23 protein-coding genes are annotated in these 24,188 nt (G+C 71.0%); 10 read left to right on the top strand and 13 right to left on the bottom strand.

What is annotated here, in order from left to right:
- The gene (locus ACEXHE_RS06685; protein ID WP_374785175.1) at nucleotides 1–357 is read left to right on the top strand and encodes a type II toxin-antitoxin system PemK/MazF family toxin; all 357 of its coding nucleotides are present in this window, start codon (nucleotides 1–3) and stop codon (nucleotides 355–357) included.
- 94 nt (nucleotides 358–451) lie between these two features.
- Here the strand turns inward: ACEXHE_RS06685 and hemL are convergent, their stop codons facing one another.
- The 3 genes from hemL to ACEXHE_RS06670 form a co-directional block, all read right to left on the bottom strand.
- Nucleotides 452–1,786 (bottom strand): glutamate-1-semialdehyde 2,1-aminomutase, encoded by a 1,335-nt coding sequence (gene hemL / locus ACEXHE_RS06680; protein ID WP_374785174.1) that lies wholly within the window; start codon nucleotides 1,784–1,786, stop codon nucleotides 452–454.
- Nucleotides 1,786–2,772, bottom strand: coding sequence for a porphobilinogen synthase (gene hemB / locus ACEXHE_RS06675; RefSeq protein ID WP_374785173.1), 987 nt, complete (start codon nucleotides 2,770–2,772; stop codon nucleotides 1,786–1,788). The genes hemL and hemB overlap by 1 nt, the downstream gene beginning before the upstream one ends.
- A 153-nt stretch (nucleotides 2,773–2,925) precedes the next feature.
- Nucleotides 2,926–5,646 carry a hypothetical protein gene (locus ACEXHE_RS06670; protein WP_374785172.1) on the bottom strand — a complete coding sequence of 907 codons (2,721 nt, stop codon included), beginning with the start codon at nucleotides 5,644–5,646 and terminating at the stop codon, nucleotides 2,926–2,928.
- Between the two features lie 249 nt (nucleotides 5,647–5,895).
- Here ACEXHE_RS06670 and ACEXHE_RS06665 point away from each other — a divergent pair, with 249 nt between their 5' ends.
- From ACEXHE_RS06665 to ACEXHE_RS06645, 5 genes are all read left to right on the top strand, one after another.
- Entirely contained in the window at nucleotides 5,896–6,087 is a 192-nt protein-coding gene (locus ACEXHE_RS06665; RefSeq protein ID WP_374785171.1) for an addiction module antidote protein, read from the top strand.
- A 169-nt stretch (nucleotides 6,088–6,256) separates the two neighbouring features.
- A complete protein-coding gene (locus ACEXHE_RS06660; RefSeq protein ID WP_374785170.1) occupies nucleotides 6,257–7,090 on the top strand; it encodes a GNAT family N-acetyltransferase in 834 nt (277 codons plus the stop codon).
- Nucleotides 7,091–7,111: 21 nt separating this feature from the next.
- Nucleotides 7,112–7,957, top strand: coding sequence for an NYN domain-containing protein (locus ACEXHE_RS06655; RefSeq protein ID WP_374785169.1), 846 nt, complete (start codon nucleotides 7,112–7,114; stop codon nucleotides 7,955–7,957).
- Nucleotides 7,958–8,118: 161 nt separating this feature from the next.
- Nucleotides 8,119–9,567, top strand: coding sequence for a M20/M25/M40 family metallo-hydrolase (locus ACEXHE_RS06650; RefSeq protein WP_374785168.1), 1,449 nt, complete (start codon nucleotides 8,119–8,121; stop codon nucleotides 9,565–9,567).
- Nucleotides 9,567–11,135: an MFS transporter gene (locus tag ACEXHE_RS06645; protein ID WP_374785258.1), complete on the top strand. Its 1,569-nt coding sequence runs from the start codon at nucleotides 9,567–9,569 to the stop codon at nucleotides 11,133–11,135. Before ACEXHE_RS06650 ends, ACEXHE_RS06645 begins: the two co-directional genes overlap by 1 nt.
- 10 nt (nucleotides 11,136–11,145) lie before the next feature.
- Here the strand turns inward: ACEXHE_RS06645 and ACEXHE_RS06640 are convergent, their stop codons facing one another.
- A complete protein-coding gene (locus tag ACEXHE_RS06640; RefSeq protein WP_356967769.1) occupies nucleotides 11,146–11,685 on the bottom strand; it encodes a GNAT family protein in 540 nt (179 codons plus the stop codon).
- A 61-nt stretch (nucleotides 11,686–11,746) separates the two neighbouring features.
- Here ACEXHE_RS06640 and ACEXHE_RS06635 point away from each other — a divergent pair, with 61 nt between their 5' ends.
- Entirely contained in the window at nucleotides 11,747–11,869 is a 123-nt protein-coding gene (locus ACEXHE_RS06635) for a hypothetical protein (protein WP_374785167.1), read from the top strand.
- Here ACEXHE_RS06635 and ACEXHE_RS06630 read toward each other — a convergent pair.
- From ACEXHE_RS06630 to hemE, 8 genes are all read right to left on the bottom strand, one after another.
- Nucleotides 11,847–13,181: a methyltransferase domain-containing protein gene (locus tag ACEXHE_RS06630; RefSeq protein WP_374785166.1), complete on the bottom strand. Its 1,335-nt coding sequence runs from the start codon at nucleotides 13,179–13,181 to the stop codon at nucleotides 11,847–11,849. The two genes, ACEXHE_RS06635 and ACEXHE_RS06630, sit on opposite strands and share 23 nt — an antisense overlap.
- Nucleotides 13,178–13,978, bottom strand: coding sequence for a uroporphyrinogen-III synthase (locus ACEXHE_RS06625; RefSeq protein ID WP_374785165.1), 801 nt, complete (start codon nucleotides 13,976–13,978; stop codon nucleotides 13,178–13,180). Before ACEXHE_RS06625 ends, ACEXHE_RS06630 begins: the two co-directional genes overlap by 4 nt.
- Before the next feature lie 9 nt (nucleotides 13,979–13,987).
- Entirely contained in the window at nucleotides 13,988–15,067 is a 1,080-nt protein-coding gene (gene hemC / locus ACEXHE_RS06620) for a hydroxymethylbilane synthase (RefSeq protein WP_374785164.1), read from the bottom strand.
- Nucleotides 15,068–15,072: 5 nt separating this feature from the next.
- On the bottom strand, nucleotides 15,073–16,374 hold the full coding sequence (locus ACEXHE_RS06615; protein ID WP_374785163.1) for a ferrochelatase: 1,302 nt from the start codon (nucleotides 16,372–16,374) through the stop codon (nucleotides 15,073–15,075).
- Nucleotides 16,374–17,123, bottom strand: a complete 750-nt coding sequence (gene hemQ, locus ACEXHE_RS06610) for a hydrogen peroxide-dependent heme synthase (protein WP_374785162.1) — start codon at nucleotides 17,121–17,123, stop codon at nucleotides 16,374–16,376. Before hemQ ends, ACEXHE_RS06615 begins: the two co-directional genes overlap by 1 nt.
- A 237-nt stretch (nucleotides 17,124–17,360) precedes the next feature.
- Nucleotides 17,361–17,954 (bottom strand): VanZ family protein, encoded by a 594-nt coding sequence (locus ACEXHE_RS06605; RefSeq protein ID WP_374785161.1) that lies wholly within the window; start codon nucleotides 17,952–17,954, stop codon nucleotides 17,361–17,363.
- Entirely contained in the window at nucleotides 17,951–19,516 is a 1,566-nt protein-coding gene (locus ACEXHE_RS06600; protein ID WP_374785160.1) for a protoporphyrinogen/coproporphyrinogen oxidase, read from the bottom strand. The genes ACEXHE_RS06605 and ACEXHE_RS06600 overlap by 4 nt, the downstream gene beginning before the upstream one ends.
- Before the next feature lie 29 nt (nucleotides 19,517–19,545).
- Complete coding sequence (gene hemE / locus ACEXHE_RS06595; RefSeq protein WP_374785159.1) at nucleotides 19,546–20,724, bottom strand: uroporphyrinogen decarboxylase; 1,179 nt, start codon at nucleotides 20,722–20,724, stop codon at nucleotides 19,546–19,548.
- Nucleotides 20,725–20,888: 164 nt separating this feature from the next.
- On the opposite strand from hemE, the gene ACEXHE_RS06590 reads away from it, so the two are divergent.
- The 3 genes from ACEXHE_RS06590 (at nucleotide 20,889) to ACEXHE_RS06580 (ending at nucleotide 23,377) form a co-directional block, all read left to right on the top strand.
- Nucleotides 20,889–22,256, top strand: a complete 1,368-nt coding sequence (locus ACEXHE_RS06590) for a glutamyl-tRNA reductase (protein WP_374785158.1) — start codon at nucleotides 20,889–20,891, stop codon at nucleotides 22,254–22,256.
- Between the two features lie 130 nt (nucleotides 22,257–22,386).
- Nucleotides 22,387–23,016 carry a TetR/AcrR family transcriptional regulator gene (locus tag ACEXHE_RS06585; RefSeq protein ID WP_374785157.1) on the top strand — a complete coding sequence of 210 codons (630 nt, stop codon included), beginning with the start codon at nucleotides 22,387–22,389 and terminating at the stop codon, nucleotides 23,014–23,016.
- A 133-nt stretch (nucleotides 23,017–23,149) separates the two neighbouring features.
- Entirely contained in the window at nucleotides 23,150–23,377 is a 228-nt protein-coding gene (locus tag ACEXHE_RS06580) for a DUF3107 domain-containing protein (protein ID WP_091693401.1), read from the top strand.
- 37 nt (nucleotides 23,378–23,414) lie between these two features.
- Here the strand turns inward: ACEXHE_RS06580 and ACEXHE_RS06575 are convergent, their stop codons facing one another.
- Entirely contained in the window at nucleotides 23,415–24,143 is a 729-nt protein-coding gene (locus ACEXHE_RS06575; protein WP_374785156.1) for a 4a-hydroxytetrahydrobiopterin dehydratase, read from the bottom strand.
- Nucleotides 24,144–24,188: the final 45 nt, after the last annotated feature.

Genomic DNA, 24,188 nt, shown 5'->3' with positions numbered 1-24,188 from the left:
GTGGATCTGTCTCCCGGGCAGGTCTGGTGGGCGCGGCCCGACCCTTCGGTGGGTCGAGAGCAGGCAGGTCGACGTCCGGTGATGATCGTGGCTGGTTCGGACTATCTGGAGCTGATGACCACGCTCGCCCTGGTGGTCCCACTGACGACCACCGACCGCGGATGGCCGAACCACGTTCCCATCCAGGGGCAGGTCGACCTGTCCGGTCAGAGCTTCGCCGTGTCCGAACAGATCCGCGTGGTCTCCAGGGATTGCCTGGACCGCCTGGCCGGTACTGTCACCCCGTCATGTCTGGACCAGACCCGGGAGTGGATCCACCACTATCTGATGGACCGCGCCCCGCGGGCGGTGGACTGACGCGAGTCGCCCAAACGTCTCACCCTCTGCGACTCGTCAGAGCGGTTGCCGGCCTGACGAGTCGCAGAGGGTGAGACGAACGGTTCAGACGGGCTCAGGCCTGGGCGGCGGCGGCTGCCTTCGCGGCGTGCGGCAGGGCGGCTCCGATGCGTTCCATGGCGGCGTCGTCATGGGCGGCGGAGACGAACCAGGCCTCGAACACGCTCGGGGGCAGGTACACCCCGTGCTCGAGCATGGCGTGGAAGAACGGACCGTAGCGGAACGCCTCCTGGCCCTGGGCGTCGGCGTAGTTGTGCACGCCGTTCTCCGAGGTGCCGAACGCCACCGAGAACAGGGTCCCGGCACGCTGAATGGAGTGGTCCACGCCCTCAGCGTTCAGCGCATCCACCAGCATGGACTCCAGCTGCTCGGAGCGGCGTCCGATGGTCTCGTACACCTCGGCGGTGGCGTTCTCCAGCGTGGCCAGACCGGAGGCCATGGCCACCGGGTTCCCGGAGAGCGTGCCGGCCTGGTAGACCGGGCCCAGCGGTGCCAGCAGGTCCATGTGCTCGGCGCGTCCGGCCACAGCTGCCGTGGGCAGTCCGCCGCCGATCACCTTGCCGAAGGTCCACAGGTCCGGGGTCCAGCCCTCCAGCCGTCCGGACAGTCCCCAGTATCCGGTGTCCGAAGCACGGAACCCGGTGAGCACCTCGTCCCAGATCAGCAGCGCGCCGTGGTCCTGGGTGATCTGCCGCAGGAACAGGTTGAAGCCGTCCTGAGGGGTGACGACTCCCATATTGCAGGGGGCGGCCTCGGTGATGACGGCGGCGATCCGATCGCCGTGCTGGGCGAACGCGGCCTCCAGGGCGGCACGGTCGTTGTACGGCAGCACCAGGGTCTCGGCGGCCTGGGCCTCGGTCACTCCGGCCGAGCCGGGCAGGGACTGGGTGGCCAGTCCGGAGCCGGCAGCGGCCAGCAGTCCGTCCGAGTGGCCGTGGTAGCAGCCGGCGAACTTCACCACGAGGTTGCGTCCGGTGGCGCCGCGGGCCAGGCGGATGGCGGTCATGGTGGCCTCGGTGCCGGTGGAGACCATGCGCACATGTTCCACGGGGACCCGGTCCATGATCAGCCGGCCCAGGCGGGCCTCGTCCGGCGTGGAGGCGCCGAAGGACAGTCCGGCGTCCACGGCCCGGTGCACGGCCTCCACCACGGCGGGGTGGTTGTGGCCCAGCAGCATCGGACCCCAGGAGCAGACCAGGTCCACGTACTCGGTGCCCTCCACATCGGTCAGGTACGGGCCGGCGGCCTTGACCATGGTACGCGGGGTGCCGCCCACGGATCCGAACGCACGCACCGGGGAGTTCACCCCGCCGGGCATCACGGAACGCGCGGCCTCGTACTGCTCGGCGTTCGTCGTCGGGAAAGTGGTGTTCTGCAGGTTCTCGGTCATCAGATGCGGCCTTCCTTGATCCAGCGGCCCAGTTCGGCGGCCCAGTATGTCAGCACGGAGTCGGCTCCGGCACGGCGGATGGATAGGACGGACTCCACGATCGCCTTGTCCCGGTCGATCCACCCGTTGGCGGCGGCGGCCTCGATCATCGCGTACTCTCCGGAGATCTGGTACGCCGAGACCGGGACGTCGGAGATCTCGGCAATGTCCCGCAGGATGTCCAAGTAGCTCATGGCCGGCTTGACCATGACCAGGTCGGCGCCCTCCTCCAGGTCCAGGGAGACCTCGAGCATGGCCTCGCGGCGGTTGGCCGGGTCCATCTGGTAGGTCTTGCGGTCCCCGGAGAGCCGGGAGTCCACGGCCTCGCGGAAGGGCCCGTAGAACGCGGAGGAGTACTTGGCGGCGTAGGCCAGGATGGCGGTGTCCTGGTGTCCGGCCTCGTCCAGGGCCTGGCGGATCACCGCGACCTGGCCGTCCATCATCCCGGAGGGGCCCACCATGTCCGCGCCGGCCTCGGCCTGGGCCACACCCATCTGCGCGTAGATCTCCAGGGTGGCGTCATTGTCCACGGCACCGGACTCGGTGAGCACCCCGCAGTGGCCGTGATCGGTGAACTCGTCCAGGCACAGGTCCGACATCACTACCAGGCCCTCGCCCACCTCGGACTTCACGGAGGCGATGGCCCTGTTCAGCACGCCGTCCGGGTCCACGGCACCGGAACCGCGGGCGTCATGGTGCTCGGGCACACCGAAGATCATGATCCCGCCCAGGCCCAGCTCCACCGCCTCGGCGGCGGCGGCCTTGAGCGAGTCCTCGGTGTGCTGGACCACGCCGGGCATGGAGGTGATCTGGATCGGCTCGGCGGCCCCCTCCTTGATGAACACCGGCAGGATCAGCTCGGCCGGGTGCAGCCGGACCTCAGCCACCAGTCGGCGGAAGGCCGGGTTCTGGCGCAGTCGGCGGGGACGATGAGTGGGGAAGGCCATGAGGCTGGCATCCATCCTTGGGTCGAGGGCGGGTGGGCGCGCGTCACCGGGGACTTCACGACGACGGCATCTCACCAGTCTAGTGAGCCTCGCCCCGGGCGGGGGCCCGGTGGCGGCGCGAGGGGGTGGAGGTGCAGGCGCGGGCGGAGCGGCTCACCATCGCTCGCGGGCGGCGGCGAGCAGCTCCTCGGTGCGGTCGGCGGTCTGCTGATCCCAGTGCTCGAGCATGTGGACGCGCCGCTCCAGCATCTCCACCCGGTGGGCGTACTCCTTGCTGAGCCGTTCGGCGCGGGGCACCATGCGCAGAGACTCGACCTCGCGCAGAGCCAGCACCAGAGTGCGTTCGAACAGCCGCTGGCCCACCGCCTCCTCGGTGTCCCCCACCGCCACGGCGAACTGACGGGAGTCGTCCGCGTCCAGGGCCAGCAGGTTCGCCCGGCGAGCGGCCTCGCGCAGGCGCGCACCGTGACGGCCGAATCCGCCCAGCCCCGCGGCCATCCGACCGACCCACTCCAGGATGCGGTGGGCGGCCATGCCCAGTGTGGAGACGGCGCCGAAGACCACCCAGAACAGGGTGTCCGGATCGGTCTGGTCCAGGTAGACGGCGTTGGCCTGCAGGGCCCGGGAGACCCCTTCGATCTCATAGGTGAGCAGCCGGGAGTCCTCGGTGGGCCGCACCAGCGGCTCGGACAGCTGGAAGTGGTAGGCGCCCAAGCGCGCCTGATCCCCCAGGCTCAGCGTCCCGGTGAGAGGGGGAAGAACGGCGTAGCCCTCGCCAGGGAGGACCATCACCGGGAGGATCACCTGCCCCGGACGAATCTCCCCCGTCACCGGGTCTGTGTGCTCGGGGAACTCCTCCTTCAGATCCCACATGGCCGCCACGGACTCGGGGTAGTCCAACTGCAGGTAGTCCTCACGGTCCGGGTTCGGCCGAGCGTAGAGGTAATTGCCCAGATACCGGACGGCGAAGGTCAGATGCACCGGTTCGGTGAAACGGTCCTCCAGGTGGGTGCGCAGTGACTCCTCGCTCAGATCCAGTTCATTGCCCGTGAGGTCGTCGATAGTGAGTCCGGCCAGCTGCTCCTCTCCGGTGAGCTCGAAGAACGGGCGGCTTTCGTTCACGGTGGTGGCTGCCCACCACCCGGTACCCACGGCGAGCGCGAACACGGCCAGGACACCGGCGGACCAGACCGCCATGCCCCGGTTGGTCCTCTTGCGCTCGCGCTCGCGCAGCTCGTTCTTCGTGGGTGCATACAGCGGGGTGATGCGCTCGCCCTCAGGTCTGACCCCGGGGACCTCCAGCCGTGGCCCGGTGGCGTCCAGCTGCGGGTGGTCCCCCAAGCGGGCGCGGGCCACCAGGCAGGCCGACTCCAGGGCATCCAGAGGACGTTCGGCCTGGTCCGTGGGCAGCCCGAGCGCTTCGCGCAGCCGGGCGCGTTCCTGCTGAGCGGTGAGGCCGGAGTCCTGCGGGGTGGCGTGCTCGGCCAGGCGGCGGGCCAGCTGCTGCTCGGTCAGATGGCGGACATCGCGCAGGTGGATGATCACCCGGCCGCCCCGGCGGCGCAGGCGGTGGGCCGCACTGCGGGTGGCTTTCAGCAGCCGCTGCTCTGCCGTCTGCCACTGCGCCAGCAGCTGGGCCGGCGGCAGGTCCTGCCCCTGAGTGGACCGGGTTCCGGCCAGGGCCAGGAGTTCGCCACGGGCCTGCAGGATCTCGGCCAGCCGTGCAGACAGCGCCGTCCGATCGGCCGTGGTCAGCCCCGCTGGCTCGGTCCACGGGGTCTGACCGAGGACCTCGTCCAGACGGGTCTCCAGTTCGCGGACCGCCGCGTGGATGGGGGCGAGCAGCTGTTCCAGAGGACGGTTGGAGCCGGCCAGCCCGCCGTGCACGGAGACCGACTCCATCAGGGAGTTGGCCAGGGCGGTGAGCTCCATGGCGTCGTCGGCGAACCACTCCAGGGGGTAGACGGTGTCCCGGTCAGCGGTGTCCTCCCCCACCGGATCACCCCGGTGGACGGCGGCTTCCAGCGCGGGCTGCTGCTCCAGCATCCTCCGGGTGGTCTGCTGCAGCCGATCCCAGGTCTGCTGCACGGAGTCCGGCAGGCTCTGCTGGTCCACGGCGTGATACGTGGCCTCGAGCGCCTCGAGATCCAGCACCACGCGAGCCAGGCGATGCTGCGCGGTGGTCAGGGTGCGCAGGAGGGCTTCCCGGGCTGAACGGCGGCGGTACCAGCCCAGGAAGGAGAAGAACGTGAACCCCAGGGTGATGCCGGCGGCTGCTGCCCACGGCAGGGGCATCGGCTGCCCGTGGAGCCGGGTGGCGGCCATCTCGGCGGCGGCCACCACGGCTCCGGGACCGTGGCCGGCGGTGATGTTGCGCTGGAGGACCTCCACGATCGCTGTGCTCGTGGTGAACTGCTCCTGCGCGTCGCTGAACTCCCGGCGGATAGCGATCGGGGTGTGCGGGGGCAGGGTCAGCTCGGTGAGCAGCTCAGGTTCCCCCACGCTCAGGAGGATGTCTGCGGGAGGTGACTGGCCGTCGTCGGGCCCCTCCTGCGGGGACTCCCCGCCCTGACGTTCCTGCCAGGAGAGCTGCCGGTCCACGACCTCCACGGTCAGCGGCTCATAGGTGAGCAGTCCGTGCTGCTCGGCGGTGAGGTCGACCGTCTCCTGGGTGATGTTCAGGTTTCCCAGGGCCGGATCGGCGAACTGGAGGTCCTCCTGGATGCGGAAGGTGACCGGGTGGCTGGGCTGGACCGTGGCCTGGTGCAGGGCCGTGCCGCCGAAGACGAGCGTGAGCAGCGCCCAGAGCATCCCCCACCAGGGCAGCCCGACGCCGCGAGGTCGTGAAGTGGGGCTGGAGGCTGCGGCGGTCATGACTCCCAGTCTGACATCGGCGGGCACGCCCTTCGTCGTCGCGCGTCAGCAGTCTGCAGCACCGTTCCGCTCGTGCGGCTCTGTGCCGTGGTCAAGCTGGTTCCACAGCCGGTCTCGGTCTGGTCCCGTGCCAGCAGAGGAGCCGTAGATCCCCGTCCGCCCCACGTGGGAGTCAACGACCTCGAAGCAACCTGAGAGCAACGCTTCGACGCTGTACCAGCCAGGGCCGTAGTCCTCCTCGAGATGCTCATGGATGTCGTCGAGGATGTCGTCTCGTATCTCCAGATTGCTCTGGATGAATCGGCAGAGGATCCCACCGCAGTGCCCCGTGCACTGGGGGTGATCGCACGCTCCGGGAACATGGGCGAGCTCGCCCGTCGCGTGGGAATGAGCCGTGACGGGCTGTACAAAGCGCTGTCAGATCAGGGCAATCCGACGTGAAAGACCGTGCTCAAAGTGTCCGATGCACTGGGACTCAAGGTGACGTTCCACGCGGTTGCATGGACGAGGCCGCCCCCCCTGTCCTGTCCGCATCGTGGTGTTGACTGTGGCCATGCGGCTAAAACTGAGGACTCCTTCCGGGGCGGAACTCGTCCGGATCGCCGATCTGATGAGCACCTGGCAGACCGACCCGTGGGTCGGGCACCTACACCCCGGCGATCTGGGCTGGCGGACACTGGTGGGCGCCGAGGCCACCGCGGAGGACCTGCGTGTCTGGTCCGTGGGCGCGCGCACGGTGGCCGTCGGCCTGATCGATGACGGTGTCCTGCGTCTGGCGCTGGACCTGGCGGCAGCTGACGACGATGACGCCGCCGCGCACCTCGCCTGCACACTGGAGGACTCCGCCCAGGACCTGTTCTCTGACGGGGAGTGGCTGGTCGAAGCCCGGGGAGCCACCGCCCTGCGGCGCCTGCTCATCGCCAGTGGTTGGACGGATGATGAGCCCTGGAGTCCCCTCGCCCTGGATCTGTCAGTCACCCGGCTCCCGCTCCCCACCAGAACCCTGCGTGTCGAGCGTGTCGGCCTGGAAGCCGCTGAGGACTGGACGAGCGTCCACTGGTCGGCATTCCAGGGCACCCCGTTCACCGGCGAGCGCCGCGACCGGTTCACCTCGCGGTGGGGGACCATGCTGACCGGCCCCTTGGCCGACCGTGCGCAGTGCCTGATGGGGTACGACGAGCAGGGACAACCCGTCGCCGTCGCCACCGTCTGGAGTGCCGGCCAGGGCAGGCCCGGACTGATCGAACCCATGGGCGTCCACCGCGACCATCACGGCCATGGATACGGCACCGCCATCACGGTGGCCGGGGCACGAGCGCTCCAGCTGGCCGGAGCCTCCAGCGCCGTGGTGGCCGCGGAGGATTCAAACCCAGCGGCCCTCGCCACCTACCGTGCCGCGGGGTTCCGGTCCCTGGGCACGGTGCGGGACCTCCGCCGCGGCTGAGCGGCCCACTACGCTGGAGCCATGTCCTCTCCCAGCACCTCTGCCACGCGCATCGCCGTCCTGATCGACTGCGACAACGTCTCGCCCACCCACGCCGCCGCCGTCCTGGAGGAGCTGGCCACACACGGGATCCCCACCATCAAGCGGGCCTACGGGGACTGGACCACCACCAACCTGGGCGGCTGGAAGAAGGCCCTGAACGATCTCGCCATCCAGCCGGTCCAGCAGTTCGCCTACACCTACGGCAAGAACTCCACCGACTCCGCACTGATCATCGACGCCATGGACCTGCTCTGGATGGGCCACGTGGACGCCTTCGCGCTGGTCTCCTCGGACTCGGACTTCACCCGCCTGGCCACCCGACTGCGCGAGTCCGGCAAGCGCGTGATCGGCCTCGGCGAGCGCAAGACCCCGGCCTCCCTGCGCAACGCCGTGGACCAGTTCGTCTACCTGGAGCTGCTGGGCGCCTCGGAGGAGGCTGAGGCCGAGATTCCCGACGACGGCCGGTCACCTCAGGCGCGCAGCCAGGGTGAGGATCCCACTCCCCCGGATTCGCGCGGCTCGGGCCGCCGGGGAGGCTCCGGCGGCGGCAACGGTCGAGGCCAGGACTCGGCCGAGGAGGCCCCCCGCATCAACCTGCAGTCGGCCCTGGTCAAGGCCGTCAACGCCACCTCAGGTGATGACGGCTGGACCTCGCTGGGCCAGGTCGGCCAGCATCTCTCCCGCGCCCATGTGGACTTCGATCCGCGCGACTTCGGGCACCAGAAGCTCTCCACCCTGGTGGCCGAGCAGCCCTATCTGCAGACCCGTGCCGAGGGCCGCACCATCCAGGTCAGCCTCAAGCAGGGCCGCCCCCGCCGCGCCTGAGCGCCACTCCAGACGTGTCCACCCCCTTCCCAGGACACACCGAGCCCGAATTCGACCTCAGGTTGTCCCGGGAAGGGGGTCAGAGCGATCAGGTCCTCACCCCAGCGGCGCACCGCACTGCACCCACGCCCCCGTGGCCCACGCCACACTAAGCTCGGGGCATGGACCTCCACTCGCACCCAGGCTCCAGCACGCAGATCACCCCGCGTCCCGGGATCGCCGACCGGCTGGCCACGCTGTTGCGCATCCCCACGGTCTCGGCCGAACGGCGCGAGCACACGGGCGCGTTCATCCGCTTCCCACAGGAGCTGGCCCGTCTCTACCCGCTGATCCACGAACGGCTGGACCGGCGGATCGTGGACGGCACCGGACTGCTCTTCCACTGGCGCGGCACCTCCCCCACGGAGCCGTTGGTCCTGATGGCCCACTGGGACGTGGTCCCCGCACCCACCCAGTGGCAGCGCACCGGCTGGCAGTCCCACCCGTTCGCCGGGCAGCTGCTGGACCACCCGCCCGTCACCGGCGAGCACTTCACCCCCGAGACCGGCCCCGCCGTGTGCGGGCGCGGCGCGCTGGATGACAAGGGCCCGCTCGTGGTCCTGCTGGACGCGGTGGAGAACCTCCTGGCCGCCGGTTTCACCCCCGCGCACGACGTCTGGCTCGTCCTGGGCGGGGACGAGGAGGTCCAGGGCACCGACGCTGTGGCCATTTCCGAGCTCATCCGCACCGAGCTCAACGGAGTCCAGCCCTGGCTGGTGCTGGACGAGGGCGGCGCGGTCACCGACTCCTCGCTGAGCTTCGTGGACGGCACCTGCGCCATGATCGGCCTGGCCGAGAAGGGCGTGCTCACGGTCCGCCTCACGGCCACCGGCGGCGGCGGTCACGCCTCCTCCCCGCCCGCGCAGACCCCGGTCTCCCGACTGCTCCGTGCCCTGCGGCGGATTGAACGCTCCCCGTTCACCGCACGGTTGAACAGCACGACGGCGGCCATGCTGGGTGCCTTCGCTCCGCTCACCTCAGGCGCGGCCTCCAAGATCCTCCCGACGGCGGCCCAGGCAGGCCCCGTGACCGCACGCGCCTTGGCGGCGATGGGCGGGGAGGCGGCCGCCCTGGTCCGCACCACCGTGGCGGTCACCCGGCTGCAGGCCGGCTCGGCGGACAACGTCCTGCCCGATGAGGCCACCGCCACCCTGAACTGCCGGATCGCCCCCGGGGACACCGTGGAGTCGGTGATCGACGGGCTGCGCCGGCGGATCAAGGACCCGGACATCCGGATCGAGACCTCGGACGGCCATGGCCCCTCCCCTGAATCCCCCGCGGAGGGCGAGGCGTTCGCCTCGGTGCGTGACGCCGTCGGGATCTCCTGGCCGGAGGCCACCGCCGTCCCCTACCTGCTGATGGCCGCCACCGACTCCCGGCACTTCCACACCTGGTGCCGCAACGTGTACCGGTTCGCGCCGCTGCAGATGAGCGCCGAGCAGCGGACCGGGATCCACGGGGAGAACGAGTGGGTCAGCGTGGACTCGTTGGAGCGCGGGGAGCTGTTCCACCGTGCCCTGATCACCGGCCGTGGCGGAGAGTTCGGCGCGTCCGATCAGGGCCAGGCGTGATGGACCTGCGGAGCGGGGCCGTGCGGCCTCACTCGCGCCGCGCACTGCTGTTCGGCGGGCTGGCCGCCGTGGTGGGGTTCCTGGCGTTCGTGGAGTTCACCTCCGGGGTGCTGCAGGGGTACTACACCCCGCTGCTGACGGACATCGCCCGGCACCTGGGCATTCAGGACGCAGATGTGAACTGGCTGGAAGGAGGCCAGCTCATGCTCTCGGCCCTGGTGGTGCCGGCGCTGTCCAAGCTGGGCGATCTGGTGGGGCACCGCCGGGTGCTGCTGTGGTCCACGGCGGTCACCTTCCTGGCCTCGGTGGCCCTGGTGGTGGCCCCGGTGTTCTGGCTGTTCCTGATCGCCTGGGCGCTGCAGGGGTTCTATGTGGTGTGGCTACCCCTGGAGATCGCGCTGATCTACATCCGCACGGTGCACCAGCAGCGCGAGGGGCTGGCCGGGGCCTCGGCACTGGCCCAGGTGGGGCCGGCCACGGTGACCCGCCGCGCGGCGGCTGTGCTGGTGGGGGCACTGGAGCTCGGTGCGATCGCCGGCGCCCTGTCCGCCGGGGCCCTGGTGGACGCACTGCCTCTGCAGGTGGTGCTGGCGGTTCCGGCGGTGATCGTGGGGATCTGCTGGGTGGTGATCCTGCTGGGCGTGGAGGAGACCCCGGGCGCGCGCCTGGAGAACTTCAGCCGGGACGCCTTCGACACCCGCGGCCTGGTGCTGGTCACCCTGTCCCTGGTGATGCTGCTCGGTGCACTGTTCGTGGTGCGCGGCACCGGACTGGACGCCGGGCACCTGGGGTTCTGGGCCGCCGTCGTGATGGTGGCGCTGGGACTGTGGTGGCTGGGGGTGTTCATCCGGCACGAGCGGGTCCACCCGGACCCCATGATCGACGTCCGGATGTTCGCGGACCCGGCGCTGTGGCCGGTGTTCGCCACGGCCGGGCTGTTCGGCGTCTCGGTTCTGGGGGCGCAGGCACCGCTGTCCACGTTCGCGCGGACGGATCCGAGCGTGTACGGCTACGGCCTGGGGACCACGGGGTTCCAGACCTCGCTGATCATCGGGGTGTACCTGGTGGCCATGGTGGTCGGCGCGCTGCTGCTGCCGCTGGTGTCCCGGCTGACCACGCCTCGGTGGGCGCTGGTGATCGCCTGCCTGTGCGTGGCCGCGGGGTTCGCCATGTTCCTGCCGTTCCACCACTCCACGGACCAGGTGATGGTGAACATGGTGATCGTGGGCCTGGGCTCCGGCGCGCTGGTGGCCTCGCTGCCCTCCGCCGCCGCGGCTGCCGCTCCGGCGGAGCAGACCGGGGTGGCCACGGGGCTGACGAACTCGGTGAAGACCGTGGGCGGGGCCGTGGCCTCCTGCGTGTTCGGGCTGGCGCTGGCCACCGGGGCCGCCGGTGCAGGCGGCGTGGTGGACGGGGTGGACGGTGGGACCGCCGGATCCTTCACCGGGTACCTGACCGTGTGGATCGTGTGCGCGTCCACGGCTCTGGTGGCCGCGGTGCTGCTGCTGTTCGTGCCCCGGCGTGCGTTCTCAGACCGCGTGACCCCGGAAGCGCCGGTGCGGGTGTGAGCCGCCGGCGTCAGCGCCCGTCCCACGGCACGGGCGTGACGGTGCCGTTCCGCCAGTCCGAGCGCAGGATCGAATAGGCCACCGAGTCGGCGGCAGGACCGCCGGCCACCGGCCACGCCTGGCGGTAGTGCGCCTCCTGGACCCACCCGCAGACGGTGAAGGTGCGGCGCATGGCCGCGTTGTCCGCCCGGGTATTCCCCTCGAAACGGGTCACGTGGGCGTGGTGGGTGAACAGCCAGTCGGCGGCGGACCTCAGCGCAGCACGGCCCAGCCCCTGGCCGCGGCGGCCCTCGGCGATCCGCAGATCGAGCATCGCCGTCTCGTCGGCCAGGTCCTGGAAGATCACCAGCCCCGTGCGCTCGCCTCGCACATCGACCACCCAGTGCGTCTCCACACCGTCTCCGGTGAAGCGCCCTGCGAAGATCGCCCGTTCCACCTCCTCCTCGGTCACACCCGCATGAACGTGGAACGGGAAAGCGTTCGCGGTCAAAAACTGCACGAGCTGCCTGCGGTCGCGCATGACATCCAGGGGCTCCAGAGTGACCATCATGCTCACAGACGCTATATCCGCCCGGCCCTGGCACGTCCCCTGCGGCCCCGCACGTGGGACAGTGAGCCATGCGCATCGCAGCTTCGGTGGTGGCTTCGCCTCACCCGGCGACGACGAACAGCAGATCGCTCGCGGCAATGGCTGCGCTGAGCGTGACCTGTTCATCGTCCACGCGGCGGGCTGACCGATCCCGGTGGCGCCACGATCGTCTCCCAGAGGTCCAGTTCGACGGTGAGGTGTGCCGGCAGAGCGGCCTGGACCTCACGGAACAGCTGATGCCCCTCAGCCACGTGCGCATCCCGCTGCGCGGCACTGGGCCACCCCCGGTCCCCGTCGAACTCATCGTTGAAGCCTGCCGCCCACCTCAGCACGCGCGAGGTCAGCTCCTCCGGCAGGGGCAGGTCATCGACGTCCATCGGCCCGTCGTCGTCCCAGAACGGCCAGTCCACGCCATACTCGTTGAACATCCGGAGGCGCTGGGGGCCGCTCGCATGGAACCCTCGCGTGCGACGGTGCACGGCGACCACCACAGCATGCTCGCGCCGAACGCCGGGGTCCTGCCGCCGCTCCTGGTGGAGCACCTCGAACTCGTGCTCCTCCAGCAGTTCGATCATCTGCTCCACCGGCCACACCCACGCCGGGGCCACCAGGTGATCGAACGGTTCCAGCTCGTCGGCCGTGAAGAACCCCAGCAGCACGGTCCCGCCGTACGGCACCGTGTCTCGGAACCGGGCCAGAGTCTCCCTCACCTCGCTCGGGGGCAGGTGGATCAGCGAATACCAGGAGAGGACTCCGCCGTAGGTCTCCCCGTCCGGCAGGTCCTCGAACGAGCCCACGCGGAACGGGACGCGGGGATGTGCCAGGCGTGCATGCGCCACGAACTCTTCCACCGGATCCATGCCCACTACGTCATGGCCGAGCCCTGCCAGGTGCCCGGTCCAATGTCCGGGCCCGCACCCGGCGTCCAGGATCCGGCCCTCCACGGTCTGCGCCCACCGCTCCACCAGCACGCGGTCCGGCTCGGCGACGGCGTCCATGGCCCCCAGCTGATCCGTGTACTCCTGAGCCCGCCGCCGGTACCGCTCCCGAGTGTGGTCAGCTGTATCCCCCTGGAGGATCTCCACCACCCGGAAGGCCTGCAGCACCACCAGGGTGTCGTCATCCACGGCCACCCCACACTCGGCCCAGAACCGCTCATGGTCACAGCGCCACTCGGCCACCGTGCGGTGCCCCTCACCCTCGGCACGCGCATGCTCCCACGGCACCTCGGCCAGGCGCACCACGTCCACAGCGGTCGTCTCGATCACCGCCACCACCTGGTCAGCCGAGTCCACCACCGCGCCCCGGCCGCCCGCCTGCGGCAACACCCCGCCTTCAGCGGCATAGTCGGCGTGCAGGGAGGTGGTGCTCGTCTTCGTCCCGTCCAGGATCGCCGCCACCAGGGCATCACGCAGCGGCCCCGGATTCGCGAACTCCTCCCGCGGCAGCTCCGTCACCGCACGCCCCGGAGCACGTCCAGGATCCCCCGGGCGTCCGGTGTCCGTGCGGTCCCCAGCAGCGGCAGGCCGGCCTGCTCGGCTGCCCGGCGCGTCGGCTGCCCGATCGCCACCCAGTGCACCCCCTCCAGGCTCCCCCGGGCCTGCCGGGCCACCTCGCGCACAGCGCTCGGGCTGGTGAGCACGACGACGGCGCCCTCCAGATCCTCCGGGCCCACCACATCCCGGTCCCCGGCAGACGTCTCGCCCGTCCCGGCGAGCAGACGCAGCTCCGGATCGGCCGGATAGGGAACCGTCCGGTACGCCTCCACCCGCTCCACGCTCCACCCTGCAGCGCCCAGCCCAGAGGGCACCTCGTCGCTGGCCAGCTGGGACTGCGGCAGCAGGATCCTCCCACCCGGCCCCGCCGGGAACTCGGCCACGATCCCGGCAGCCGACTGGTCGCCGTCGGGCATCCACGGGGCGACCCGGCACCCCATCTGCTCCAGCACGCGGGCCGTCCCCGGGCCGGTGACCGCCACCCGGGTGCCGTGCGGCAGCGAGCCGTTCCACCCGGCACGGGCCAGGGCGCGTGCGGAGTTGGGGCTGGTGAGCAGCAGCCAGGCGTACTCCCCCGCACCCAGCCGCTCCAAGCACGCCTGCAGGCCGCTGCGGTCAGACGGGATCTCGAAGTCGGTCAGCGGCAGGAACCGCACCGGGTGCCCGGCCGCGCGGAGGTCCTGCTCCAGCCGTCCGGCCTGCACCGGCTGACGGGTCAGGACCACCGGCATGGCGCCGCCCTGCGGATCCGGGTCCATGGTGGCCGCTCAGGCTCGGTCGAGCAGGTCCGCGCCGTCGGCCAGCAGCTGCTCGGCCACGTCCACACCCAGCTGGCGTGCGGCGGAGAGCACGCCCACGTCCGGGGTGCCGTCCTCGTGACGGATCCGCACCTCGGCCAGCTCCACGGAGGCGTGCTTGCGCAGCATCCGGGTCCCGTCCAAGGAGGCCACCACGGCGTGCAGCACCAGCCGTGCCGGGCTCTGCTCGTCGGCGTCCTCGGGCCGCTCCACCCGGGCCAGGGCACCCAGGGGCGCGGCGCAGCCGGCCTCCAGACGCTCCATCAGCCCGCGTTCGGCGGTGACCTGCAGACGGGTGGCGGGGTCGTCGTACTCGGCCAGCGCCCGGGCCAGCCGGTCGGCCGCGGGCTGATCCGCCGCAGAACCGTCGGCGCCCGGGACCTCGGCCGTCACCGGACGGGTCTCCAGCGCCAGCGCACCCTGACCGGGCGCCGGGAGCATGACGGTGGGCGCCAGCCGTTCGGTGATGGCCCACCCCATGCCCAGGCGGTCCAGCCCGGCGCAGGCCAGCACCACGGCGTCCAGGTCCCCGCGCGGGGAGCCCGCGGCGGCCGGGGCGTTGTCGTCATGGTGCTCGAGTCCCGGCACCCGGGCCAGCCGGGTCTGCACGTTCCCGCGGATGTCCACCATCTGCAGGTCCGGGCGCACGGCCAGCAGCTGGGCCACCCGGCGCGGGGAGCCGGTGCCGATCTTGGCCCCCTCCGGCAGCTCGGCCAGCGTCAGGCCGTCCCGGGCGCAGAGTGCGTCCCGCACGTCGGCGCGCTCGGGCACGGAGGCGATCACCAGGCCCTCAGGCTGGGCGGAGGGCAGGTCCTTGAGCGAGTGCACGGCCAGGTCCACCCGGCCGTCCAGCACCGCCGCGCGCAGGGCGGAGGCGAACACGCCGGTGCCGCCCAACTGGGCCAGGGACCCGGTGCGCACATCACCCTCGGTGCGGATGATCACCAGCTCGTGCTCCAGCCCGGACACCTCGCTCAGCGCCTGCGCCGCCGTGGTGGTCTGGGTGGTGGCCAGGGCCGAACCCCGGGTCCCGACGCGGAATCCCGTCATTCGGTTCAGCCCTCCGCGCCGCTCTGGCCCGCAGCGATCCCCTGCACATCCGCATCCACGGCGGAGGTGGTGGGGCGCACGGTGCCGTCACGCATGACCTTGGAGCAGCAGTTCGGGCGGCACACGTCATACCAGGCGCCGAAGCAGCCCACGGCCGCACGGCCCTCACGGGTGCCCAGCCGCTCCTCCACGATGTCCACCAGACCGGAGACGAAGCTCGGGTGCGTGCCGGGAGTGGGGGTGCGGCGGAAGGCCAGCCCCAGCTCCTCGGCGGTCTCCTTGGCCTCGGTGTCCAGGTCCCAGACCACCTCCATGTGGTCCGAGACGAAGCCCAGGGGAACCACCACGACGCCGGCCAGCGCACCGTCCGCGCCTGCCTCACCCTGCGCGAGGTCCTCCATGGCGTCGTTGATGTCCGGCTCCAGCCACGGCACGTGGGGTGCCCCGGAGCGGGACTGGTAGACCAGGGACCACTCGACGCCCTCGGCCTCCGGCACGCGGGCCAGGATATGCTCGGCCACGTCCAGGTGCTGGGCGGAGTACACGTCCGCGCCGTTGGCCTCACCGGGCTGGGCGCCGGTGCGCTCGCACAGCTCAGCGGCCAGCGGGCGGGGTCCGGCGGCCTCGGCGTCCGCGGTGGGGATGGAGTGCGTGGCGAAGAGGATGTGCAGCTTCCCGCCGTTCTCCTCTCCCTTGCCGGCAGCGGCCAGCTCCTCGCGGATCTCCTTCAGGCCGGCGGCCAGCCCCTCGGCGAAGGGCTCCACGAATCCGGGGTGATTGAAGTACTGGCGGGCCTTGTCCAGGTCCATCGTGCCCTCCAGACCGGTGGAGCGCAGGGCCATGCCCATGTCCTCGCGGTACTGGCGGCAGGAGGAATAGCAGGAGTAGGCAGAGGTGGCGACCGTCAAGACTCGGCGGTGGCCGTCGTCGTGCATCTGCTGGAGGGTCTGCGCGATGTAGGGGTCCCAGTTGCGATTGCCCCAGTACACCGGCAGCTCGATCCCGCGGGAGGACAGCTCGGCCTCCAGGGCGGCCTTGAGCGCACGGTTCTGGGCGTTGATGGGGCTCACCCCGCCGTTGGCGCGGTAGTGGGTGGCCACCTCCTCCAGACGCTCATCTGGGATGCCGCGGCCCTTGGTCACATTGCGCAGGAACGGGATGACGTCGTCCTGACCCTCGGGACCACCGAAGGAGGCGAGCAGGATGGCGTCGTAGGCCTTGGGCTCCATCACCCCGAACCGGTCATAGTCCGGTCCGGCCTGGTCGGCGATCGGGGGGAATACGGTCTGTGCAGTGTTCTCGGTCATCAGGACAGCACCTCGGCGATCTCTTCAGCGGTGATCAGGCGCCCGGTGTAGAAGGGCACCTCCTCACGGACATAGTGACGGGTCTCGTTGTTGCGCAGGTGGCGCATCATGTCCACCAGGTTGTTCAGCTCAGGGGCCTCCAGGCCCAGCAGCCACTCCCAGTCGTTCAGGGCGAAGGCGCTGGTGGTGTTGGCCCACACCATGGGGAACTCCCGGCCCAGCAGCCCGTGGTCGCGCAGCATCCGGCCGCGCTCCTTGGGCTCCAGGGTGTACCAGTCGTAGGAGCGCACGAACGGGTAGAAGCACAGCCACTTCAGCGGCTTGCGTCCCATGGCGAAGGCCGGGATGTGGTCCTTGGTGAACTCGGCCATCCGGTCCGAACCCATGGCCGAGAGCACGATCTTGGTGCCCGAGAGCAGCTCGGTGCGGCGCAGACGACGGATGGCGGCCTGCAGGTCCTCGGCCACGTGGCCGTACATCCAGACCATGACATCCGCGTCAGCGCGCATGCCGGAGACGTCATAGGTGCCGCGCACGGTCACCCCGCCCTGCTCCAGCTCGGCCACCAGGGACTCGTACTCCTGGACGGCGCGCTCATGCTCGGCGGCGGTGTGGGTCCCGCGGCCGCCACGGTCATCGCGGGCGAACACGGTGTAGGTGGTGAACCAGTCGACATGCCCACCGTCCTTCGGAGCGGCGGTCTCTGCCGGCGCGCTCGAGGTCTCCGGTGCGGTCTGGTGCTCTGTCATCGTCACAGCTCCTGTGAGGTCACGGTCTGGTGCTGGCGCCGGGACTCGAGCCGACGGCGTCGCGCACTTCTACAACGCGTAGAACGGGCGTCCCCAGCCTACCCGGCCGGGCGGACGGATGCCGGTGCCTGGCTGGGACTCGTCCGAACCGGTCGATTGTCGCGAAGATGTCGCTCTGAGCGCACTTCGGCGTCCCTGAAGCGACAGCACGGCGACAATCGGTGCCGATCAGCCAGATCACGCGGGCTGGGCGACCGCTGCGTGATGGTCAGAGGTCAGCACGCGGGTCCGGTACCAGCTCGATCGCCGGATCGGCCAGGCGATGGCGGCGCCGAGGAGCCCGCCGAACAGGGCCCACAGCACGTCATCGGCGGTGACGGACCGGGTGGTTGCGAGGTACTGAATGGTCTCGATGGCCACCCCACCCACCAGCAACACGATCCCGGTGCGCACCACACCCCAGTTCAGTGCCAGTGCGACCAGCAGTCCCCCGACGGTGAACATCACCAGGTTCGCACTCCGTTCCAGTAACGCGACCCCGCCCAGGCCTCCCCCGTTCTCGACCAGGTCACGGAAGGGCACCAGATCCACCCGCATGCTGTCCGGGCCCAGCATGGGAGCGCCGGATCCTCCGGCCGGCAGGAGCACGGTCAGAGCCAGGACGCCGGACAGCCAGCTCAGGAACACCCACAGCAGCACCGTCCTGGTGGGCGCCCACCTGCGGTCGGCGGGAATGCGTTTCCGGATCGCCCAGATGAGGATCGCCAGGACCACGCCTGCCAGCAGGGTCGCGGGGATGACCCCTTGGAAGGTGGAGAAGGCTGATCTCATCGCGGACCGGAGTCTTCCGACACACCGTCTGCCATGCGCCTGCGGGTGTCCGCCACCACGGCGGCGAGTCCGGTGCCGGCCAGCCAGGCGCCCACGGCGTCCAGCCCGGGGGTGGCATCCACCCACTGGAGGAACGCTGTCACCTTCTCTCGGTGTCCCGGCGTGGCCACGGGCAGGGCTGAGCGCCAGCGCACGACGTCGGCCACCGCCACCGGGTGCCCCGGCTCACCAATGCTCCTCGCAGCAGGGTTCACCCCTTCCGGTCCGGTCAGGCCGGTCAGCACGGCTGCGTCCGCCATAGCGGCGGCGATCAGCTCCTCATCCGAGGACCGGTACCCCAGCGCGGTGGAGTCCGGGGCGTCGGTCACCCGCCCGTAGGACAGTCGCACCACGTGCCGGTGCGGGTGGGTGCCGTCCAAGGTCAGCGCCTCGCGCGCCCACTCCCACTTGGAGGTGGAATGCGTCATCGCCTTGGCCGCCACGGTCTGTACGTCCACGGACGGTGCCACCAGCAGCCCGGTCCCCCGGGGTGCCTCGTCCAGCCCCGGGTGGTCCACCACCAGGGTCACCAGGGCCACACCGGATCCCTCGGCCGGACGGTCCTCTGCGGCCAGCACTCCCCCGGACACCGGGGCCAGCAGGTCCCACGCCGCGGGGCCGTCGGTGGCCACCACCAGTCGGTCGGCCTCCAGCACGGATGCCTCGTCGCCACCACGGGTCTCCACCTGCCAGCCGTCCTCCCCCTGGCCCAGACGCTCCACGCGGGTGTCCAGCATCAGGCGAGCGCCGTCGTCGTGAATCTGCCGTACCAGGGCATCCGTCAGGGTGTGCAGGCCACCGGCCAGGGAGGCCACCGCCGCGCCGGGAGGGGCTGCCGCACGCTGGGCGGCCACCGCACGGGAGAGGGAGCCGTGCTCCACCAGGGTCTCCAGCAGCCGCGGGGCCACGGTGCGGATGTCCAGGGTCTCCGGGTCGGCCGAGTGCACGCCGGCCACCACCGGGGCCACCAGGGTGTCCAGCACGCCCTCCCCCAGGCGATCGCGCACCAGCTCACCCACCGTGACCGGGGTGCCCTCCTGCACGGCCGCGCGCCACCGGTCCACAGGGTCGGTCAGGTCCTGGCGGGCTCGCTCCAGAGCCGCAGCGCCGATCGCCTGCTCGACCTCCGGGGCGTCCAGGTCACCGGGGATGCCCAGGATGCCCACCCGCGGGGCGGGGACGGCACCCTGGAGCAGGTAGAGCCAGGACCCGGCCGGATTCGGTGCCTGCACCTGCTCAGCCAGCCCGAGCTCAGCCACCAGGTTCGGAACCGCAGTGACCCGCACCGCGAACGACTCCGCCCCGGCGTCCAGCTCCAGGTGCTGCTCGGGGGCATCGCGGCGGGCGGGAACGGTCAGGTGCTGGGTGGACACGCAGCCGCCCAGGTGGCCGCTCGCCTCCATCAGGGTCACCGACCAGCCTGCCCGCAGCAGTTCGCGCGTGGCCACCAGGCCGGAGATGCCTCCGCCCACGACAACGGCCCGGCCCGTTCTGCTCACGGCATCCGTTCGCTGGGTGGTCACGTTCGCTGTGGAGTTCTGCGGTGCGTGGGTCACGGCTGGATGGAGTGGATCAGCTCCACCACACGGGTCAGCACAGTGGCGTCGGTCTCCGGGGGGACGCCGTGACCGAGGTTGACCACATGGCCCGGTGCGGCGCGGCCAGCCGCCACCACCTGGCGGACGTGGGCCTCAAGCACCTCCCACGGCGCGTTGAGCAGAGCGGGGTCGATGTTGCCCTGGACGGGGACCGCGCCGCGGCCGTCCGGTCCGGTGGTGGTGGAGAGGCGGCGGTGCGCCTCATCCAGGGGCAGGCGGTAGTCCACGCCCACCACGGAGGCGCCGGCGTCGCGCATGGCCGGGAGGATCTCCGAGGTGCCGGTGCCGAAGTGCACCAGCGGGACGGTGGGGTCCGCCACGGGGCCGGCCAGGTCCGTGACGAAGGAGTAGGCGCGGGCCGAGTGCTTCTGCACGTGCTGCTCATAGTCGGCCAGGGAGAGCGAACCGGCCCAGGAGTCGAAGAGCTGCCCGGCGGAGGCTCCGGCCTGGATCTGGGCGCGCAGGAATCTGCCGGAAGCCTCGGCGGCCCAGCTGGCCAGGGCGTCCCAGGTGTCCGGGTCGGCGTGCATCATGGTGCGCGGGCCCAGGTGGTCGCGCGAGGGCTTGCCCTCCACCATGTAGGCCGCCAGGGTGAACGGTGCTCCGGCGAAGCCGATCAGCGGGGTGGTGCCCAGCTCGGCCACGGTCAGGCGGACCGCCTCACGGATGGGCTCCAGCGCCTCATCGGTCAACGTGGGCAGGGCGGCCACATCTGCGGCAGTGCGGACCGGGGAGCCCAGCACGGGGCCCACCCCCGGGACGATGTCCACGTCCACGCCCGCGACCTTGAGCGGGATGACGATGTCCGAGAAGAAGATGCCGGCGTCCACATCATGACGGCGGACCGGCTGCAGGGTGATCTCCGAGGCCAGCTCGGGCTTGAGGCAGGACTCGAGCATCCCGATGCCCTCGCGCACCTTCTTGTACTCCGGCAACGAGCGGCCGGCCTGGCGCATGAACCACACCGGCTTCCGGGAGGGGGTGCCGCCGCGGTAGGCGGTGATCAGAGGCGAGTCCGCCGTGGAGCGGGAGGCGTCAGTGGTGACCAGCGGGTGGTCGGCCGGCAGAGCAGTGGTCTGCGAGGCGGTGCTGGAGGAGTCAGGGCGCGGGGCGTCAAGGGAATCAGCGGACATGCCCCCATTGTCCCATCACTGTGGGCAACCGGAGGCCTGTGCGCTGGGAAGCGACCGGCCGTCGTCGGGAATCCAACGGTGCGGGAGGTGCCGCGGACCGGGAAGGTGACGCCGGCGACACCCTCCCCACGTCAGATCCGAACGGCGGTAGGATGGAGGCCATTGTGGCTGTGTTCTCACTCGTTGCCGCGCACACCGACCTTGACCTCGAAACGGTGGCGCAGCTGAGCAACGGCACCGGAGAGGTCCCCGCCGTCCTGCAGTCGTCTGCGGCACGGGGGGCCGTTGTGCTCGCCACCTGCAACCGTGTGGAGATCTACGCCGAGGCAGCCAACGAGGCCTCCGTGGAGACCGCCCGCAGCGAGCTGATCGACGCCGTGGCCCGGGGAGCCGGCCTGACACCTGAGACCGTCGAATCTTCCTTCCGCACCATGCACGGCGACTCCGCCATCCGCCACCTGTTCGAGGTCGGTGCGGGCCTGGACTCCGCCGTGGTGGGCGAACGCGAGATCGCCGGACAGGTCCGCCGCGCGCTGAACACCGCACGTCAGACCGGCACCGCATCCGGCCCCCTGGTCAAGCTCTTCGAGTCCGCCACTCGCACCGCCAAGGACGTGGGCACCTACACCGCTCTGGGCTCAGCGGGCCGTTCGATCGTCTCCGTGGCCCTGGACCTGGCCACCGAGATGCGTGCCGGCACCTCCGTGGTGGGTGCCCAGATGTTCTGGCAGCACGCCAATGTGCTGCTGGTCGGCACCGGAGCCTACGCCGGCACCACCCTGTCCCAATTGGCCGACCGCGGCGCGCAGAACGTGGCCGTGCACTCGGCTTCCGGCCGTGCCGAGGCGTTCGTGGAGGACCGCGGCGGCTGGGCCATGGCCCTGGGCGGGGAGAAGATCCACGGGGCGATCGCTGAGGCAGACGTGCTGATCGGCTGCTCCGGCGGCGGACGCACCCTGACCGCCGAGCGCCTGGCCGAGCTGCGTGAGGGCGTGACCTCCCGGCTGACCGTGCTGGACCTGGCCCTGACCCACGACTTCGATCCGGCCATCGCCGATCTGCCCGGCGTGGACCTGATCACCCTGGAGTCGGTCAAGATGGCCGCCCCGGAGGAGCAGCAGGCCGCCGTCACCGCCGCCGCCCGCCTGGTGGACACCGCCGTCACCGACTACCTCACCGAGCGCAAGGCCCGCAGTGCGGACGAGGCGATCGTGGCCCTGCGCCGCCACACCCACGAGGTGCTCGAGTCCGAGATGGAGAAGGTCCGGGCCCGCCACGGCTGCACCGCCGCCGCCGAAGAGGTCGAGTTCGCCCTGCGCCGGATGGTGCGCCAGATGCTCCACACCCCTACCGTGCGCGCCCGCGAGCTGGCCGCCGAAGGCCGGCTCTCCGAGTACGAGGACGCCCTGAACACCCTGTTCGGCCTGGAAGTCGGTCAGTCCGCCGCACCGGCCGACGCCGAGCCGGCCCCGTCCGCCCAGGACGCCGTCTGCCCCGCGCACCCGGATCAGCAGGACGCCCAGTCCGCCTGACCCGACCCTGGCGCATGTCCACCCCGCGTACCGGACGGTAGACTTCTGGCACCGTCCTGATGGACGACTTGCCGCGCCCCTCGGCCGCTTCCGCACCGCGGACCGTGCCGCCCGTCCTGAAAGGACCGCCATGAGCCCTGCGCCATCGCGCCAGCCCCGGATGCCCCGTGAGGAGCGTCGCCGCCAGCTGCTCGATGCCGCCATGCAGGTCTTCGTGGAGCACGGATACCACGGCACGTCCATGGATGACATCGCCGTGGCCGCCCAGGTCTCCAAGCCGGTGCTCTACCAGCACTTCCCCGGCAAGCACGAGCTGTTCATGGACCTGCTCGAGACCCAGGTCCAGGTCCTCTCCACCGGGCTGACCGAGGCGCTGGGCTCCACCGATGACAACCGCGAGCGCGTCCGGGCCACCATCCGCGCCTACTTCCAGTTCATGGACCGCACGGACCGGGCCTACCGGCTGCTCTTCGACTCCGGGCTGAACAACGATCCCGCCGTAGCCACCCACCTGGAATCGCTCACCTACGAGTTCGCCTCCGAGATCGCGGACATCATCGCCGTGGACACGCGTCTGCCCCGCGAGCACGCCCTGCTGCTGGGCCACGGCCTGGCCGGGCTGGTGCAGTCCGCCGCCCGCTACTGGGCCACTCAGCCCGAGGGTCCGGCCCGCCCGGACCTGGACGAGGCCACCGAACTGGCGTTCCGTCTGACCTGGCGTGGCATCAGCCGCTTCCCCAAGGAGCAGCCCGCCGGCTGAGCCCGTTACGCCACCAGCCGAAGCCCGGACGCACACCTCCACCGGCCCCGCGCATCGCCTAGTCTGGCACCAGACACCACCGCGACCCGGGCTCAGCCTGAGGTCCGGCACCGCCCACGCAAGGAGCATCAGCATGGACATCCGCATCGGAGTGCAGAACGTGGCCCGCGAAGTGGCCCTGGAGACCGACGCCAGCGCCGACGAGGTCACCGCACAGGTCACCGAGGCCCTGCAGAACAAGTCCCTGCTGCGCCTGACCGGCGCCAAGGGCGAGACCGTGCTGATCCCGGCCGAGATCATCGGCTACGTGGAGCTGGGCAAGGAGACCTCCCGCCCGGTGGGCTTTGCCGCCGGCCACTGACCAGCCCGCACGCACACTCTACGCAGACCCCGATGCCTCAGGCGTCGGGGTCTGTGCGTGTGATCTCCCGGGTGCACAGGCACACCCGGTTGCCGTCCGCGTCCGTGTAGACCCACCACCGCGGGGCGAAGGCCCCGTCCTCCCCGTCTCCTGCGGCCAGCGGCGCCAGAACGCCCCGCATGTCCTGGATTCCCGACGACGGCCCGGTCACGTCCACGTGCAGGGCACGTTCCTGAGGGGTGTCGGTGGTCTGGAACCAGAATCCGGGACCCCGGCGGTGCGGATCGCGCAGGTCTCCGGTGCGCTCGTCCTTCGCATAGCCCAGCGCGGTCCTCCAGAACGGCTCCAGGGCTGAGTCGTCCCGGGTGTCCACCGCGATGTCGTACACCGTGTTCTGCTCCGGCACCGCGGTGACACCCAGCTCCTGTGCGATCTGGCTGATCCGTCCGGCCAGCCGCAGGTCCCGCGTGGTGACAGCACCCTGGGCGTCGTGGCTGCAGCTGGTGATGAACACGTGCTCGTACCGCCAGTCCACGTCCGGGTGGTGGTCCAGCTCCTCGGCCACCTCGGCGATCCGCCCCAGCAGCTCCACGGCCACCGCACTCGAGGGGCACTGGTAGGCGGTGTAGATCCCGAACAGCCGGTGCCGCCAGTCGGCCAGCTCGGCCTGCTGACCGAGCCGCTCCTGGACCTCCTCGGCCGGGATCGGTCGCCTCCAGCCAGGGACGGTGGACTCGGGGTTCTGATGCGCCGGGATGTCGTTCATGGATTCACCCTCCCCCGCACCCGGGCCACGGTCAACCCCGCCCGG

The organism is Micrococcus sp. IITD107, from assembly GCF_041927415.1.
Classification (GTDB): Bacteria; Actinomycetota; Actinomycetes; order Actinomycetales; family Micrococcaceae; genus Citricoccus; species Citricoccus terreus.
This window is presented reverse-complemented; position numbering and strand designations above follow the sequence as displayed.